The sequence below is a fragment of the Mucilaginibacter sp. PAMB04274 genome (assembly GCF_039634385.2).
Taxonomy (GTDB): domain Bacteria; phylum Bacteroidota; class Bacteroidia; order Sphingobacteriales; family Sphingobacteriaceae; genus Mucilaginibacter.
This window is the reverse complement of sequence record NZ_CP155081.2, coordinates 1,264,524-1,283,269: the sequence shown is the minus strand read 5'-3', so window position 1 is coordinate 1,283,269 and position 18,746 is coordinate 1,264,524. Positions and strand designations below refer to the sequence as shown.

The 18,746-nt window shown below is 44.9% G+C and carries 9 protein-coding genes; all 9 read right to left on the bottom strand.

Annotation, left to right across the window (positions count from 1 at the left end):
* Positions 1-11 precede the first annotated feature (11 nt).
* The 9 genes from ABDD95_RS05330 to ABDD95_RS05290 all read right to left on the bottom strand — a co-directional run bounded on the left by ABDD95_RS05330 (position 12) and on the right by ABDD95_RS05290 (position 18,732).
* Positions 12-1,091 (bottom strand): endo-1,4-beta-xylanase, encoded by a 1,080-nt coding sequence (locus ABDD95_RS05330; protein ID WP_345950865.1) that lies wholly within the window; start codon positions 1,089-1,091, stop codon positions 12-14.
* Between the two features lie 10 nt (positions 1,092-1,101).
* A complete protein-coding gene (locus ABDD95_RS05325; RefSeq protein WP_345950864.1) occupies positions 1,102-2,928 on the bottom strand; it encodes a glycoside hydrolase family 2 TIM barrel-domain containing protein in 1,827 nt (608 codons plus the stop codon).
* Positions 2,929-2,943: 15 nt separating this feature from the next.
* Positions 2,944-4,464: a glycoside hydrolase family 30 beta sandwich domain-containing protein gene (locus ABDD95_RS05320; protein ID WP_345950863.1), complete on the bottom strand. Its 1,521-nt coding sequence runs from the start codon at positions 4,462-4,464 to the stop codon at positions 2,944-2,946.
* 101 nt (positions 4,465-4,565) lie between these two features.
* Positions 4,566-6,311, bottom strand: a complete 1,746-nt coding sequence (locus tag ABDD95_RS05315; protein ID WP_345950862.1) for a RagB/SusD family nutrient uptake outer membrane protein — start codon at positions 6,309-6,311, stop codon at positions 4,566-4,568.
* 10 nt (positions 6,312-6,321) lie between these two features.
* The gene (locus ABDD95_RS05310; RefSeq protein WP_345950861.1) at positions 6,322-9,375 is read right to left on the bottom strand and encodes a TonB-dependent receptor; all 3,054 of its coding nucleotides are present in this window, start codon (positions 9,373-9,375) and stop codon (positions 6,322-6,324) included.
* Between the two features lie 45 nt (positions 9,376-9,420).
* The gene (locus ABDD95_RS05305; protein WP_345950860.1) at positions 9,421-11,106 is read right to left on the bottom strand and encodes a RagB/SusD family nutrient uptake outer membrane protein; all 1,686 of its coding nucleotides are present in this window, start codon (positions 11,104-11,106) and stop codon (positions 9,421-9,423) included.
* Between the two features lie 7 nt (positions 11,107-11,113).
* Positions 11,114-14,269 carry a TonB-dependent receptor gene (locus ABDD95_RS05300; RefSeq protein ID WP_345950859.1) on the bottom strand — a complete coding sequence of 1,052 codons (3,156 nt, stop codon included), beginning with the start codon at positions 14,267-14,269 and terminating at the stop codon, positions 11,114-11,116.
* 14 nt (positions 14,270-14,283) lie between these two features.
* Complete coding sequence (locus ABDD95_RS05295) at positions 14,284-14,406, bottom strand: hypothetical protein (RefSeq protein ID WP_345950858.1); 123 nt, start codon at positions 14,404-14,406, stop codon at positions 14,284-14,286.
* 153 nt (positions 14,407-14,559) lie between these two features.
* Positions 14,560-18,732 carry a two-component regulator propeller domain-containing protein gene (locus tag ABDD95_RS05290; protein WP_345950857.1) on the bottom strand — a complete coding sequence of 1,391 codons (4,173 nt, stop codon included), beginning with the start codon at positions 18,730-18,732 and terminating at the stop codon, positions 14,560-14,562.
* Positions 18,733-18,746 lie beyond the last annotated feature (14 nt).

The window sequence follows — 18,746 nt, the reverse complement described above, 5'->3', positions numbered from 1 at the left end:
TTAGCAGCTGTTTATTTTACGCCATCTAAAATGCCTTGGTAGGCAGGTTTTCGGTTGTAATTGTTATCAAAAGGCAGTGGCCAGTCGGGTCGGTTATAGTTACCGGTTATCCAAGTGTCGGCGTCTGACACGTTCCAGGTAGTAATGCCAAATTGCTGTGTTTTAGGTATGGCATTGTATGCTTTTACAATGTATGCGTACTTTTGTGCCTGCGTTTGAGCCAAAGCCGGAGTTAAGGTAAGGCTTTGATTGTCATCCGGGTTCATGGCAATGTCCAATTCAGATATATGAACTTTTAAGCCGGTTTGCGCCGCAGTGGTTATGGCAGTTAGCCAGTTGCTTTCGGTCATGTTATAACGCGTATGCATTTGCATGCCTATACCATTGATAGGAATACCTCTGGTTTTTAAATTATTAACCAGGTTCAAGATAGCGGTACGCTTGGTTGGGCCATATTCATGACCGTAATCATTATAAAACAACAAGGCGTCAGGGTCGGCCTCGTGTGCGTATTGAAAGCTGCGGGCTATATAATCAGGCCCCAGCTTTTGCAGCCAGATACTGTTGCGCAAAGTACCGTCATCTTCAAAAGCTTCATTAACTACATCCCACGAGGCTACTTTACCTTTAAAGTGCGTTACTATGGTTTGAATATGTGTTTTAAGCAAGTTCTCCCAAGCAGCAGCATCACCCTGAAAATTGGTGATCCATGCCGGCAAAGATTTGTACCACACCAGCGTATGACCGTGTATACGCTTGTTGTTCTGTTTCGCAAAGTCAACCAGGTAGTCGGCATCGGTCCAGTCATACGTGTTTTGCTGTGGGTGCAAACTACCGGTTTTCATGGCATTTTCGGCCGTTAAGCTGCTGTATTCTTTTACAACAGTGGCCCTATACGCCGTATTGGTTTTTAGCAACCCGATGTTTACCGCCGCACCAAATGGAAACGGCAAGCTGTTTTGCAAGGTTGTATTATCCGGAACCACTGGTACGACAGGTGCCGTAGGATTTGGATCGGTGGTTACGCCGCGCTTTGAACAAGCCAGCACCATAGAACAGGATAGCATGGCTAACAGAAGAAGCTTTTTCATAAAGTTGATGTTATTTATACTTCATTTGTACCTGATCATAGAAATTTTTGAGCACGTAGAAAGCAAGTTTCTTTTTGCCCGTTTCAGACACCAGTCCCTTACGGTTCCAAAAATTTTGATAAACCGGGTGCTGGCGGCGCGGTGAACGAAAGTCGGCCAAAATCCAGGGCGTCATACCCCGTAAGGCGGTAATTTTGCCTAGCATGGCTATCTGGTTCTTATATAATGCTTCCTGGTATTCCTCGCTCCAGCGGGTATTAGCATCAGCATGGTAACCGGCCAGGGCATCGCCGCCAAACTCGGTTATCACTACCGGCTTGTTATATTTAATGTTGAAGTTGTACTTGGTAATGCCTGATGGATCTCCACCCCAGTACCAGCCTGCATACTCGTTAAAGCTTACCAGGTCCAGTTTTTCGCCAAGCGGATCATCAACAATGGCCTCATTTCCTTTGCGGTGCACTTCTAAGGCGGCAGCAACTAAACGGGTATTATCCAAGCTGCGGGCTTTACTGGCCAGGCTGCTCATAAATTTAAGCCGTGGTTCGCTTACGGGTGTTTCGTTGCCTATTGACCATACAACAATACTGGCCCTGTTGGCATCGCGGGTTACTAATCCGGTAAGCTGATTTTCAGCATTTTGATAAGTAGCAGCGTTTTCCCATGAGATAGTCCAGTATACCGGCACTTCGGCCCAAACCATTAAGCCCATCTCGTCGGCCAGGCGCAGCATTTCTTCGTTGTGCTGGTAATGCGCCAGGCGAACATAGTTACAGTTCATCTCTTTAGCCCATGTAAGCAGCATTTTTAAATCACCGGTTGAACGGTTACGGCCCTTTAATAACGGGTTCTCATCGTGTATAGAAATACCTCTTAAAAAAACCGACTTACCATTCAGCAATATATCTGTACCCTTTACCTGTATGGTGCGGAAACCTATCCGGTCGGCCACGTTATCGCTTGCACTGCTTAAAGTAACATTGTAAAGCTTAGGACTTTCGGGCGACCAGTAGCTTAATTTTTTAACCGGCAGATTAATTAAAGCACGCCCATTACCATCAGTTTTTAGCGTAGTTTTTACGCCCGCTTCGGGTATGTTCAATGTCACTGTTTGCGAGAGGTCTTTACCATCTAACTGCACATAACCTTCCAAGTGCGCAGCATCGCCTTTGGCTAACTGCACTTTGTAGTCGGCTATGTAAGTATCAGGCACTTCGGCTATAAATACATCGCGGGTTATGCCGCCATAGTTCCACCAGTCGGTATTAATGGTGGGTATTTCGTCCTGCTTACGGCTGTTATCTGCTTTTACTACCACAAAGTTTTCACCATCCTTCAACTTACCCGTAACATCAAACTGAAAAGAGTTAAAACCGCCTTTATGTGTGCCCAGCTTCTTACCGTTCAGGTAAACATGCGATTCGTAATTTACGGCGCCGAAGTACAAGATGTAGCGTTTACCCGCCTTAACATCGGCCTTAAACTTACGGCGGTACCAAACCGTTCCCTCGTACATTTCGAGCTTTTCAACTTGTGAGTTCCAGTCACCCGGCACATTTAAGGTTGGCGAGTAGTCAAAATCATACTCAATCAATTCGCCTTTGTCCTTTGGCTTCTTATCATCATAAAAACCACCGGTACCTGATGCCGACTGATCGAAAGCCTCATGCCGGTAATCATAATAGCCGTTTTCGTAAGGGTCAACAATGTAGTTCCAACGGCCGTTAAGGCTCAGTACCTTACGTGCCTGAATGTTCTGGATAAGCGGTGTTTGCGCAACACTGCTTTTGATAGTTACTAATAGAAGTAGAATAAGTATGTAGTGTAATTTTTGCATACAATGGTAGAGTTATTAGTTCCAGTTAAAGGTCATTACAGACCGCGCTGGTATGGTGTAGGTGAATTTATTGGTTGTGCCCTGCACCTTGATGTCAACAGTTTTTGCAGTGGTGTTTTTGTTTACCAACAGTACGGTTTTCCAGCCGTCGGTATTCAAAAAGGCCACGTTATCAATATTCTGATTGGCCGATATATCGGTTGAACTCATGCGTCGAGTAAGGCCAGGCTGTATAAACTTTGAAACGTGGCTTAACACATAGTAATCGACATTTTTAGTAATGGCTTTGGTTGTTTTGTTGATAGTAACCACCGGACGGCTATAATTGGTGCCGGCCCTAACATTAGGTTCGCTTACCTCATCAAGCGCCAGGTTCCAGTACATTACGCTTTTGGCCCAATTACGAAAAGGTTGTATCATATACTTACTGGCCATATTATCCAAATCATTAGCCCAGGTGTAATCACGGCGGCTGGTCCATTCGGTCATGTGCACCTCTTTGTCGGTATCCAGGTTGCGTATGTTAGTCATCACAGCAGGTTCTCCGGCATACCCATGAAAGGCTGCGCCCTGCACTTTGCTACGCGCTGTTGCATCTGCGTAAATGGCAGATTGATAGCTGGAACCCGACCAGTTGTTATCGCCAACAAAAATCTTTGTTGATGTTAATCCGGCTTCATCCAGCTTTTGCCGTAAATAATCACGCACCAGAACCTTTTGCCATTGTGGATCCATAAACATGGTGATGTACTCATTGCTACTGGTTCGTGGCTCGTTTTGAGGAGTTATAGCATTAATTGTAATATTGTTGGGGCTGGCTGCCATAGCTTCCACATATTTGGTTAGGTAATTGGCCCACGTTAAATAATAGCCATATTTCAGCTGATTATTGGCGCTATCTGTAGCTGCAGCTACAGCCTGCTTCAATAAATTATTCTTTTTCATCCATGCAGGAGCACTCCAGGGGCTGCCCATTACATACAAGTTAGGGTTGGCTTGTTTAATGGTTTTTATCTCCTGAAGTACCGGTATCACATAATTCAGATCGTCTCCTTTTAATGCAAAATCGCTCAGGTCGTTGTCTGTGTTGGTGCCGGTTTGATCATCATAAGTATATTCGGTTGTAGAATAGTCTGATGCACCAATAGTTACTCTCAGCATATTCATTTTCATGCCGCTATCGCCAAAAATATCTGTAAGCAAGGCCGTACGGTTATCAGTTGGCAACTGCTTTACGGTATAAGCTGCGGAGCCGGTAAGGGCCATACCTACGCCTTGTATATGCTGGTAAAGGGTATTAGGGTCAACTGTAATTTCTATACTGCTTGCCGGATTGGTATTAAAAGTTAAATTAAGTTCGCGGTACATTTTTTTGGAAGCATCCTCTGCTGTTTGATAAACAATTATGGAACCTGTAGCACTGTCTTTTTTTTGTATTGTACCATCGGTAACCTGCGTTTGCCCATGATCCATCTTTTTGCAGCTAATTAAAACTATGGCTAAAAACAAGCCCTTATAAACATTTAATCTTCTCATAATTGGTGTTTTTGGTCAGTGAACTTGAATTACTTTAAACGCTATTACTGTTGGGTGGTCTTAATATTACGGTCCTTATTAATGCAGATGCGCTTTTAAGATTAATAGCCTGGGTTTTGCCCTAAAGCAGGTGCCCGGTTTAGTTCGTTCTGGGAAATGGGATATAGATAGTTCTGATCTCCAAATACACGGTTTTGTACCTGGAAGCGCTCATAATTAAAGGTACCGTTAGCATTTTTTGTAATGCGCATACCATTTACAGGCACGTTAAAGAAACGGGCACCTTCTTTCCAGCGCCGTACATCAAAAAAGCGATGGCCTTCAAAACAAAGTTCTACCTGGCGTTCATGATGTATACGCTCGCGCATGGCCTCTTTAGTAGGCTGTACGTAAGCATTCCCTGTCGGGTTGGTAGTTTGTAGGGCTGGCAAAGCTACGCCTGTACGCTGCCTAACTAAATTTACGTATCTTAACACCTCGGCGTTAGGACCTTGCACTTCATTAAGCGCCTCTGCATAATTGAGTAATATTTCGGCGTAACGGAAAATTACCCATGGCCGGCGAGAACTGGTATTGCTTTGCTGGTTCCAGGTAACCCCATCGTTAAAAAACTTACGCATGTAATAACCTGTTTTTGTAGCATTCACATTAGCCCCTAGTCCATCACGACCACCCACAAATGTTTCGATAGCGCGGCTTTTATAAGTTTTACCATTGTAATGAATAACCAGATCGAAACGGGGATCGCGGTTGGCGTAAGGGTTGGTAGCGCTATAACCCGAAAGCGGATCGGTAACAAGGCGACCGGTGGTACGCATTTCGAAAGCATCTACCATTTCCTGTGTAGGATTGGTTCTGCCCAGCGCACCATCATAACCAACGGGCGCATTGTTCTGCTCAATATCGTTACGGCTGCTGGGTTGCCCGGAAAAGATCACCTCCTTATTATATGGCGCTGTGCCGAACAGGAATATGTTGTTGTAAGGCGTAATTAAAGAGTGTAAATTACGGTCGATGATAGCCTTAGCAGCGTTGGCGGCGGTTTGCCACTTCGCAACATCGGCCGATGGATTGTACTGAGGGCTGGCAGCGTATAACAGCAAACGCGATTTCAGCGCCATAGCTGCAGTCTGTGTGGCCCTGCCTTTGTAAGTATTGCTGTAGGAATCGGTATAAGCAGGCAGGCGCTGAATTGCCGAGTCGCAATCGAGCGTTATCTGGCTTACACACTCAGCAAAGGTATTGCGGGGCAGGTTAAGCTCTTCGTTATTCTCAAAAACGCGGGTAGCCAACACAATACGGCCATAACGTTGCAACAGCTCAAAATGAAAGTAGGCACGCAGAAAAAACGCCTCGCCTTTCAATCTCGCTTTTTGGCCTGTTAAGGTCGAATCATAAGCGGCCTTTACCGGATCCGGGTCTTTCACCACTTCAGAAGGTACGCTAACAATGTTACTGGCATTTACATTAGCCAAGAATAGGTTGGCCCGTCTTAAGCCGGTATACAGGTTACTGTACAGATCATCAACCGTGCGAAACGGGCTCCAAGTGCCGTTGGTAAAGGTGTAGATACTTGAGTTCAGGTTAGAGTTAACTGCCTCATCGGTGGCCGATGCCTGCATGGCACCGTTATCGTCAATATCATAACGATCGGGCACATTGGTGTAGGCGCTGTTTAACACACCGCGGGCATAATCATTATTTGCCCAAACCTGCTGGCCGGTTATAGGACCTTCGGTAACACTACCATCGTCCAGATACTTTTTGCAACCTGTGCCCAACGCTGTAAGCAGCATGATAGCTATGTAAAAGGTGTATTTTTTACTTTTCATCTCATTCAACATCATAGGTTCACAATTAAAATTTCACGTTTATACCAACAGAGTAGGTCCTGAGGTTGGGATAGGCGAACGCATAACCCGATTGTGGCATCTCCGGGTCTATACCCAAACCATCGAGCTTATCAAACGTAAGCAGGTTAAAGCCACTCAGGTAAATGCGCAGTGATGAGAGCTTTATCTTATTAACCCAACGGGCGGGTAAGGTATAGCCAATTTCGGCATGCTTGAGGCGCAGGTAATCGCCATTGCGCAGCCAGAAGTCAGAGTTTTGCGTGTTGTTAGCGCGATCGGCCACCAGCAGGCGTGGGTAAATCGCAGCATTAGCGTTGGCGGGTGTCCAGCGGTTAACGCTAAACTGGTTAAGGTAACCATTACTTGCAGTGCCGCTGTTTACCAGGTTATTAATAGAAATTGTTCGGCCTGCTGTTCCCTGAAACATCACGGCCACATCAACACCTGCATACTTCACCGAGCCACCAAAACCATAGTAAGCCTTGGGCACATAATTGTAATCGGTACGCACAAAGTCTAAATTATCAATAACGTTATCGCCGTTAATATCTTTGTACTTGATATCGCCAGCTTTAACTGTACCGGCAAAACGCTGTACGGGTGAAGCAGCAACCTCGGCATCGCTTTGGAAAATACCGTCGGCCTGTAAAAAGTTGCTAATGTAGGTAGGGCCGCTTGAACTTACCTGCATTACACTGCCAATAGTATGGCCTAACGCTTTCTGGTAAGCGGGTAAACCAGCCTCTTCATTAATAGCCAGAACTTTGCTTTTTTGATAAGTATAGTTACCAAATAGGTTCAGCTCAACTTTATTCAGTTTTTTATAAAAGCTCAGTTCTGTTTCAACACCGCGATAGCGTGCCTTGCCGGCATTAACCTGTATTAAGTTCTGGCCTATAATACTTGGTGTGAGCGAATTGGTCAACAAGTCCGAACGCAGTTCCTGAAAATAATCAGCGCTCAAGCTGAACATCTGGTTCAGAAATTTGGCATCAAAGCCAATGCTGGTTTTGCGGGCTCTTTCCCAGGTAAGATCAGGATTGGCCAATGCATTTTGGGTTGTTGCATTTGGTGCAGAAAAGCCGGTACCAAATATAAAGCCGGTTTGCCCGCGGCTAAAGTAGTTGTTATAAGCGTACCGACGGCCCAGGCTATAGTCATCGTTACCTACTATGCCGTAGGATGCGCGCAGTTTTAGGTAGTTTAAAAGCTTTGCCGATTTTAGGAAGCTTTCCTCAGAGACAATCCATCCGGCAGACACGGCCGGAAAAAAGCCCCATTGCTTACCCGGCGCAAACACTTGCGAACCTGAATAGGTGCCAATTACATCCACGAAGTAACGTTGGTTGTAGTTATAAGAAAGCCGGTTAGACCAACCCTCTGCCTTATCATCAAGTGAACCAGGGGCCGATATAACAGTACGCATATAGCGTGTAGTAAAATTGATGCCGTGACTGCCAAACGTCTTATCATAATCAAAACCGCCCCAAAACTCGTTACTGCGCAGGTTGCTGTTAAAATCGGTATTGGCAAAAGTTAATGGAGTTGCTGTACCATAAGCCGAGTAGCTACCCGCGGTTGCACCCGGTTCATACACGGCGAAATCCTGTGCATAGCCCGAGGTATAATTGCTGCGTATGTCATACGAATACAACACATTTATAGAAAGGCCTGGTATAAAGTTTACCTTTTGGCGGGCAGTTAAGGTGGCCAAAAGGCTTCGGGTTAAATCGGTGGCATTACCATCGGCTGTTAAAAGTGCCAGCGGGTTATTTCTGAACAATGAAGTACCACCAAATGAGCCATTTGGATTTAACAAAGGATAGGCATTTGCCGGTGTGGTATAAATAGCACCCAGTATAGTTGAGTTAGTAGCATCGGCATGGCGCAAGCTGTTAATACGGCCGCCTACATCAACCTGCACATCCAGATTTTTGTTAACATGCAGATCCAGATTGGTACGAAAGTTATACCGTTGAAAATTGCTGTTAGCATTGTACTCCGGGTTGTTGGCGCCTTTGTATAAGCCATCCTGGTTAAAATAGCTTATCATGGTAAAGTAACGTGCAAAGCTGTTGCCACCGCTAACCGTGGCTACATAGCGCTGTACCGGTGCAGCTTTTTTAATAAACTGATCAACAAAGTTGTTGTTCGGATAGGCTATTGGATCTGTTCCGTTACGGTAAGCATCCAATGCAGCCTGGTTATATACAGGAGCTGCTCCGCTGTTTGCCTGCGCCTCGTTGTATAAAGAAGCATAGGTATAAGCATCCAATGGCCTGGTGAGGCTTAACGGTGTTTGCATACCTCCCTGTGCATCAAACGTAATGCGGGTGCGTGTAGCTGAACCACGTTTGGTACGTACCGATATAATGCCATTAGCACCATACATACCGTACCAGGAAAGCGATGCTGCGTCCTTGAACACACTGATGCTTTCAACTTCGTTCAAATCCATATCGGTAAAGTTGCGCTGCACACCATCAACCAATATAATTGGTTGCTGGTTACTGTTGTATGAGGAGCGCCCGCGTACCAGAAACGTAGCCTCATCAGCACCGGGCCCAACATCAGTTTGCTGTATATACAAGCCGGCAAGGCGGCCCACCAGTACGTTGTTTAAGGTTGATGAAGGCAACTGTGGTAACTGGCTTCCCTTAACAGCACTTACCGTGCCTGTTAACTGCCGCTTTTTACGAATGCCGAATGGTATATAAACATCGTCGGCATCGCCAGCATCAATCAATGCGGGCTGGAGCACCACGTCGGCGTTTGATAACTCCGGGGCTATTTTTGTTATAGTTATGTATCCTGCGTATTGAAAAACAATAACGTCGGTAGCTGTACCTTGAAAGGAAAAGCCACCATCGGCACCGGTTTGAACCGATGCTCCCGATTCTTGCTTGTAAACGTTTACGCCGGCCAGTGGCTGCCTGTTAGCGCCCAGCACTTTACCCGAAATGGTAAGCTGCTCATCAGGCCTTTGGGCCAGTACCATACCTGCCCAAAGCAAACAGCATAGTACCGAAAGAATATATTTGTATTTGGTTAAGCTCATAATGAATTTAGGGTTAAGAGAAATATTTCCCGACTGTTAGTTACGCTACCACCCGGTATTTTGCACCAGTTTGCCCTTACTCTTGTATATCTCGGTGCGTGGTATAGGATAGCGGTGCATATAATCCCTGAATACTTTTTGGTAGTTGGAACCCAAAAGTACCTTGCTGTAGGTAAAACTGCCGTTAGCATTTTTTATCACATTCATCCCATAAACGGGCTGGGCCACAATCTCGGGGCCTTTTTTCCAGCGCATGATGTCATACCAGCGATGATCTTCAAAGGCTAGTTCAACGGCACGCTCGTTACGGACACGTTCGCGCATTTGATCTTTAGTTAAGCCGAGGGGCAAGGGTGGCATGTTTACATCGCCTCGTGCCCTTATCTGGTTTATGGCATCATACACACTGGCATCCGGACCAACTGCCTCATTTTGTGCCTCGGCATAATTGAGCAGTACCTCCGCATATCTAAAAAACAAAAAGTTAAGGTAAGTGGCGCCTGCTACACGGTTAATGTAAACCTCGGGCCAGTATTTGCGGCAATAGTAGCGGGTAGCAGTATAAATTATGTTGTTGGCATTGTAATCTTTGCCGTAGGTTACGGTACCGTTAGCATTGTTTTGCGACCACATTTCTATTCTGCGAGACTGATAATTTTCGTCGTTATAAATAACGTTCCAGGTTAAACGCGGATCGCGGTTAGCGTAAGGCCGCTGCTGGTCATATCCTGAGGTGGGATCTGCTATGGCCTTGCCATTGGTCATTTCATACAAATCCACATGGTTTTGGGTAGGGTTCATCTGCCCGTTGGCTCCGCCCGAACCTGGGGATTGTGCAAAGTCGATGATTTTACCGTCCGTATTAACACGGGTCGATCTAACCTTCATCATGATATACTCGGTTGATGAGGTTACATTTAAGATATCTTTGTAGGTAGGTTGCAATGAGTAAGTGCCTAAATCCATCACCGCTTTAGCGGCTGCAGCAGCTTGTGCCCATTTAGATAAGTCATTACTTTCATTATTCAAAGCGCTGGCCGCATACAACAGTACTCTTGCCTTCAGCGCTTTGGCAGCACCGATTGTAGCGCGGCCGTTCTCGGCAAGGGGCAAATCTTCTGCCCGAGGCAATTGTGTTTCGGCTTTCTCCAGATCGGCCATGATGAACTTTACACAATCATTGTAGCTTGCACGTGGCAGGTCAATGTCTTCATTAACGCCATAAACGCGATCTATAAGCGGCACACCGCCAAACCTTTTAATAAGTTCGAAATAAAAAAATGCCCGTAGAAAACGTGTTTCACCCTCTATACGTGCCGGGTTTTGAATGCTTGTCCAGGGCACGGTGGCCATTTTAGAGAGCATCATGTTGGTAATGGCAATCCCTTGGTACTCCCTGTCCCAAACGTTCACAATATCATTCAGCGAGGCTACCCTTTCTGAATGATCATGAAAAAGCCCTTGGTTCAGATAAAGCACTGAGCGGTCGAGGTTACCGGATACGGCCTCGTCTGAGGCCTGCGATGTGGTACCGCGGTGGTCGTCAAAGCGCACGTAATCGTCCACGAGATAAGCGTAGGCGCTAATGGCATATTGTGATGCCAGTACCGGATCTGTAAACACTGCATCTTCAGGTAGGGTTACACCCGGGGTGCGGTCTAAAAAGTCTTTACTGCATGAGGTGAGCAGTAAAGCGGTGCATATGATAGTGTATAATTTAAAAGCTTTCATAACAAGTTTAAAATTGCAGGTTAACACCAAAATTGTAGATGCGTGATGACGGGTAAAGCGATTGCTTAGAGAAGCTCGTGTTAGAAAGGTTCACGTTCTCCGGATCTACATACATTTTAAATTTGGTCCAGGTGTGCAGGTTTTGACCGTTGGCAAATACCCTTATGGATGCTACTTTTAATGCCTTAACCCAGCGCGAAGGCAACATCCAGGCTAACTCAGCATTACGAATTTTGAGGTAAGCCGCGTTTTGCAGCACAAAATCATTAAGCTGGTAGTTGGGGTACGTGCTTGAACGTGAGTGTATAGCAGGCCATGTTGCACTGGCCGCGGTTTGTGGCGTCCACCTGTCGAGCATGAATTCATACATCTGCTGGCCATTGTTTTGCTCAGACAAAAAAACATCCGAACTTACATTGGCTACCCCCTGAAACAGGATGGATAATGATATATTATTCCATGATGCACGTGGTGTAAAACTGTAAGTATACTCGGGTATGCGCGAATAACCTATCGCTACACGGTCATCCGTGTTAATTACATTGTCGCCATTAACGTCAACATATTTCAAATCGCCGGGGATGGATTTAGTTGTAAAGCTTACTAAAGGCGAGTTGGCTATATCCTGCTCGGAGGTAAAGAAGCCGTTGGTTTTATAACCAAAGAACTGGCCAACCCTTTTACCTTGCTGCTTTTGATAGTCGGGCGCACCAATTGGCTCATCGGCATTGTCAATACGGTTGCGTGCAAATGATAGCTGGGTATTAATGCCCAATGTTAGCTTACCAATCTTGTGTTGATAGTCAACTTCCGCCTCATAACCTTTATTGTATACTTCACCTACGTTAAGCGATGGGTATAAGTGCCCAAATGCTAATAAGCCCGAACGCCTGTCGGTTAAGATATCCGAACGCTTTTCGTCAAAGAAATCAACATTAATTTTCAGGCGATGATTAAAAAACTCACTCTCAAAACCGATGTTCCTTTTAATACCGGTCTCCCAGGTAATATCCGGGTTGCCTAACCCGTTAAGGGTCGAGGTATTTGGCAGATAAACTATTTGGTTGTTGGTTGGCGCAGTTACCTGGCCAAACTGTATACCGTTGGTGGTAATAGCGTAATTGGTAAGGAATAAGAAGCGCTGATCTAACTGATCATTACCCACTTTACCGTAACTTCCTCTAATCTTCAAAAAGTCCAGCCATTCTACATTTTTCAGGAAGCTTTCTTTAGAGATAGTCCACCCGGCCGATATTGCCGGAAAGAAACCATACTGTTTGCCTTTGGCAAAGTTTTCAGAACCATTGTAACCAGCATCAGCTTCAAAGAAATATTTTTCGCGAAAGTTGTAGGTAATACGGCCTAATACGCCCTGAGCGGCACGTGGCGGTATGGTGTATTGTGTAGTGCCCTCACCTTTTATGAGCTGGCGGGTGCCTAACAATAACCCGCTTACGTTATGATCATTACCGAAACTGCGGTTGTAATTAAACCCTGTTTGGATATTGGTACGCAATGTACCGCCGCTTTCAGATATCAGTGTACTCAAAGGCTCATCGCGCGGCCTGTCGCTCGATAGCGTTATTGCACCTGTTTGCCTATCATAAGTATAGGCGGCCCAAACGGCATTACGGCGGGTGGCGCTGGTGTAATAGGAGTCGTAACCAAAATTGGTAGTAAAGGTTAGTCCTTTAGTTATGGCATCCAGTTTCCAGTTAAGGTTAAAGGTACTTTCAACCGTGTTATTATCATCGTTACGAGTGCCCCAGCGGGTAATTACCGCCAGTGGATTCCAAATATTGGTACCCACTTCGGAGTTTTGTGCAATGCGACCATCGGGCAACATAACCGGATAGGCAAATGATGGCGTTTGTAAAATACGCGAGATCATACCTTCCAGGTTATCGTACGAGAAATTGCCCGATGAAGCGCGCAAACCCGCCGGCTGATAGCGGCGCTCCATGCGCCCGCCAAGTTTAACGCTTACCGTTAAACTTTTGCTCAGGTTTATATCAACGTTGCTTCTGAAATTATAACGGTTATAATCGGGTTGTGAGTTGATGCCAAAAGGCGAATCGAACTTTTTGAATATACCACCCTGATATAAATAGCCGGCAGAAACAGCATACCTGATCACATTGGTACCGCCGCTAATGTTTACGTTATGCTGCGTTTGCGGGTAATATTTGCGCGTGAGGTAATCAAACCAGTTTACATCCGGATAACCCAAGGGATCTGAACCATCCTTAAACTTTTGCAGCTCGGTGTCGGTCCAGCGTGGAGCAACGCCATCATTGCGCATGCCCTCGTTCATGAGGTAAGCATTATCATAGGCACTTAACGCCTTAGGAATACCGGTATAGCTTTGCAAACTGAAGTTACCGGTATAGCTTACTTTGGGTTTACCTATACGGCCCACCTTTGTGGTAACTACAATTACCCCGTTGGCACCACGTATACCATAAATGGCCGTTGAAGCGGCATCTTTTAGTATGCTGATGTTTTCAATCTCGTTAGGGTCAATGTCGCCAAAATTGGGGCGCTCAATACCATCAACCACCACAATAGCACCTGAGTTGTTGTAAGTGGACTGCCCGCGTACGTTAAGCACGGCACCATCTGCACCTGGCTGCCCGCTGCGCTGCACAGCGGTAACACCCGTTACCCTGCCAACCAGGCTATTGGTAGTATTAGCTGTTGGCGACTGCAAAATTTCGCGCCCGCTAACTGTACTTACTGCCGCTGTTAATGATGATTTCTTTTGTTGCTGGTTAAAGCCCAATACTACCACCTCGTTAAGACCGGTAGCATTATCGCCCATGGTAACATCAATTCGGGTTCTGCCTGCAATGGCAACTTCTTGTGTACCAAAGCCAATAAAACTGAATATCAGCGTAGCGTTGGCATTAGGCACCCTGATGCTATAGTTGCCGGTAGCCAGTGAAGTAGTACCCGATTGCGAATCTTTGATGCGCACGCTTACGCCGGGCAGCGCCTCGCCTTTTGAATCTTTTACGGTACCGGTTACCGTTATGGTCTGTTGAGCAAACGAGTTTAAACCTGAGCAAAGTACAATACCAGTAATCAGGATTGTTACTATTGCTTTGAGCTTGCTAAAAAAACTGTTCCCAACAGACGCTCTTACAGAGTAAAATTTGTCCATACAGTGGTTTATGGTTAATTGGTTTTTATGAATTTGCCAATGGCTGATTGACCGGGCACACATGCCGGGTGCATAGGTAAGGCAGGCGTATACAACACAAAGTTGCCTTTGCCCTGGTGAAGGTAAAAGTCTCTCATCTTAAAAATTAGTTAAATTGGTTAGGCAAATATGTAGCGATTTTACATGGACAGGGGGCGTCAAATTTCCTTAAATAGGGGTAAAATCTTCGCCATAAAGCAAAAATCGGCTTATTTAAACTAAACCGATATGGGTTTGCGAATTATAACGTGTTAGTTGGCAGCTTCGGGGGCATGCTTAGACAGGTACTCTGATGGCGACAAGTTGAATTGCTTTTTAAACTCTTTACTAAAGTACTTCCGGTCGTTAAAACCAACGGCAAAAGCTACCTCAGCAATTGAGAGTTTGTTTTCGTCAAAATACTGTGCGGCCTTCTTAAGGCGAATGAACTTTATAAAATCGGCCACAGAAAGATTAGTTAAAGCCTGTACTTTTTTATAGAGTACATTTTTGCTCATGCCTATTTCCTCAATCAGTTCGGCTACTCCAAAACCAGCATCATCCAAGTGCTTTTCAATAACACTCATGAGCCTGGCTAAAAATTTATCATCTGGGGATACGAGTGTTGTTTTTTGTGGCTGCAATAGCAACTCCCGGCTAAACCTTTGTCTTATAGCCTGCTTGGATGCCAAAATGTTGCTCACCTGTAACTGCAGCAGTTGCAAGCTGAAAGGTTTAGTAATATAGGCATCGGCGCCATGTTCAAAACCGCTTAACTGATGCACATAGTTTGCGCGGGCCGTAAGCATAATTACGGGAACATGATTCAACCGTTCATCGCTCTTTACCTGCCTGCAAAATTCTGTGCCATCCATTTCGGGCATCATCACATCAGTAATTATCAAATCGGGCAAATACTCAAGTGCAGTCGTCAACCCTTCAACACCATGCATTGCTCCTATTACCCGGTATTGGCTTTCGAGCGATTCGGTTATAAACTTTCGTACTTCATCATTATCTTCTACCACTAAAATGGTATAAGCGCTTTCAACGGTTAAAGCATTACCGTGATTCTCGGTTATATCGTCAACTTCTGTATGTAAATAATACTGGGCTGCATCTTCACCGTTGGCATCATGTTCTATAATGGCACCGGCATTCAGGTGTTGCGTTCCTTTTTGAAGAGAAACAATAAACTCGGTTTCGCCCGCAGCAGTGGCAGTGGCCATTTTGCTGCGTACATCAATTTCTCCTTTATGTAACTCAACAATGTTTTTGGAAAGCGCCAAACCAATACCAGTTCCTATCGGATGATTTTGGCCATCCTCTACTTGGAAAAAGTTCTGAAAAAGGTTTTGCTGACCATTTTCTGGAATACCCCTGCCGTTATCTTTTACGCTGATCTCAATCCAGCCCTCGTTTGCACTACTTTGCTGTATAGTTAAGGTAATACAGCCTCCGTTAGGTGTAAACTTAAAAGCGTTGGAAAGCAGGTTAAAGAATACCTTTTCTAACTGGTCTTTGTCGAAATAAATTTCTTGATGGTTATAGACCGAAGCAAACTTATAATTGATGTCTTTACTAATAGCCAGGTTCTGAAACGAAAGGAAGATTTCTTCTACAAACTTTACAATATCGTTTTCGGCATAGTACATTTTTAGGTGGCCGGCTTCGGCCTTTCTAAAATCGAGCAACTCCGTAACTAAGCGCAGCAGGCGGTCAGCATTGTTTTTTACGGTACCAATCTGCCTATAAAGGCTGAAGTTTTCCCTTGTGCTTTCCATTAGCTTTTCCAGCGGACCTAAAATGAGCGTTAATGGTGTACGTATTTCGTGCGATATATTGGTAAAAAAATTCAGTTTCAGTTGGTAAAGCTCCTGCTGCCGTTCGTTGTGCAGGTGTTCGTGATACAGATCCCGCTCCAGGCGAGCCTGTACTTTAAAAAACCTGATGATAACATACAGAACAAAGAAAAAGGTTATTGCATACAAAGCATAAGCCCACCAGGTGAGCCAAAACGGAGGCAATACTTTAATGTTAAGCACCGTTGGCTCGTCGTTCCATAAACCATCGTTATTGGACGCTTTTACTTTAAACACATAATTGCCCGGATCTAAATTGGTGTAGCTGGCGCTATGCTGCGCACCCACGTAATGCCAATCATCGCTACTTTTTAAACCTTCGAGCTTATAGGCATACTGGTTATTTTCAGGGTTATTAAAGTTTAATGCAGCAAAATCAAGCGTAATATATCCCTGATTGTATTGAAGTGTAAGATTTCGCGTTTCCGTTATCGCTTCTTTTAAGGGTGAATCTTCGTCATTAATTGCCACCGGCTTATTTTTGATCGACAATCGGGTTAGCACCACCTGCGGTTTATGGCTATTTTTAAGCAAGCTTTGGGGATTGAAGATAGTTAGACCGTTGATGCCTCCAAAAAGCAGTTCGCCATTTTTAGTTTTGAGCCCCGAGTTGGTTAAAAACTGGTTGCTGGCAAGGCCATCATTGGCGGTGAACTGAGTGATGTGTGTATTAAGGCTGGTAAAGGGAAATTGATGATTGCTGAAGCGTATTCTGAACAAGCCGTCGTCAGTACTTACCCATAGTTTGCCTGTGTTATCTGCCACAATGGTGTGTATTACATCATCCGTAACACCCAACTTAGTGTTGACATTGTAAAACCGGCCCGATTTTTCATCAAAGCAATTGAGGCCTCCACCCTCCGTACCTACCCAAAGACGTTTTTTACTGTCATAAAACAGGCAGGTAACTGTATTATGGCTTATAGCGAAAGGTCCTTTTCTTTTATAGCAGGCTGTTATACGTTTTTGCGCCTTGTCATAATAGTTTAAACCACTTTGCGTCCCTATCCACAGGTTACCTTTTTCATCATACAGCAGTGCGGTAACAAAATTATCGCTTAGCGAGTGCTTGTCGCTTTCCTGGTGCGTAAGGGTTGTGTAAGAACCGTCGGGCTTTAAAAACTGCAAGCCGCCGCCGTTAGTGCCCGCCCAAACGCCATCTTTATCGGGCAAAACAGCATTAATCAGATTTTCACTTAATTTACCCTCATGAATGGCAAATTTAAAATAAGTAACGGCTTTAGTTTGCTTGTTAAATTTACACAGACCATCCAGCGTACCAATCCACAAGTTGCCCTGCTTGTCTTGCGCCAAGCACTTTACACCGTTGCTTGAATTGCCCTGTCGTGTGTTTTTAACAGAGTAGTAAATGTGGCTGCCAGTTTCACGGTTAACCAGGTTAAGGCCACCCCCATAAGTGCCAATCCACAACTTGTGGCCGGTATCCTCTAATATGGCATTTACCACCGGGTGGTTTAGGCCGGCCTCGTTACCTACCCGTTCGCCGATGTTGGTAAAATTGTTATTTCCGGGATAGGATATGTTGATCCCACCAGCAAAAGTACCAATCCAGACTCCGCCCGCATTATCCTGCAAAAAACTCCAGATTGTGTGGTCGTTCAGGCTAGTTGCATTGGCCGGGTCGTGCGTGTAATTATCAAAATTTTCACTTTCGGGGTGGAAAATGCTTAAGCCACGACGGGTACCCACCCAAATGGTATTATCATTACGTATCAATAAAGCTTTAATCCAGTCTGATTGCAGTGATCTAGTGTTTTGATCATCATGCTTGTATTGGTGACAGTTGCCCGTAGCAGGATTGTAAACAAACAGGCCCGATGTTTCTGTACCAAACCAAATGTTGTTTTGCCTGTCCTGCCTGATCACCAGAACCTTGGATTGAGATAGCTCTGTGTTGTTAGCCAAACATGGTGGAAGGGGAACTATTGCTTTGGTTTGGGGATTGAATCGCTTAACTCCCTGGCGTGTACCTATCCAGATGACGGATGACCTGTCCTGAAAAAGTGTAAAGGTAATGCCATTATTGATGTCTGAATGGCCATCACCTTTAAAAGCCGCAACGTCTTCGATTTTTAGGGTTGCTGTATCTACCTGTTTTACACCACCGAAAGTGGCTATCCAAATATTACGGTTATGGTCCTGAATAACAGACGAGATATAATTGCGCCCGCCTTTGATATTCAGGATACCTATATGCTTGAATTTTTCAGTCTTAGGATCATAAATATTCAGCCCGTTTGAGGTAGCAACCCAAAGCCGTTTTTTTTTATCCTGGCAAATAGCATTTACCCGGTTATTACTTAAACTTTCGGGGTTATTTTCCTGATGCTTAAAAGTGGTAAATTCATAGCCATTATAACGGGTTAAGCCTTTCCAGTTACCAATCCAAATAAAGTCTCTATCGTCCTGAAACAATGTTGCTACAGGACTTTGTATAAGCCCTTCCTTGAAAGACAAATGATTAAACCTCAGTGGCTGTTGAGCTAAGGTGGCAGCAAACTGAAATAAAAAGAAAATAACAAGTATATAGAAAGTATGCTTTCGCTGCACAAATCCGCTCATACTTTAGCTTTAAC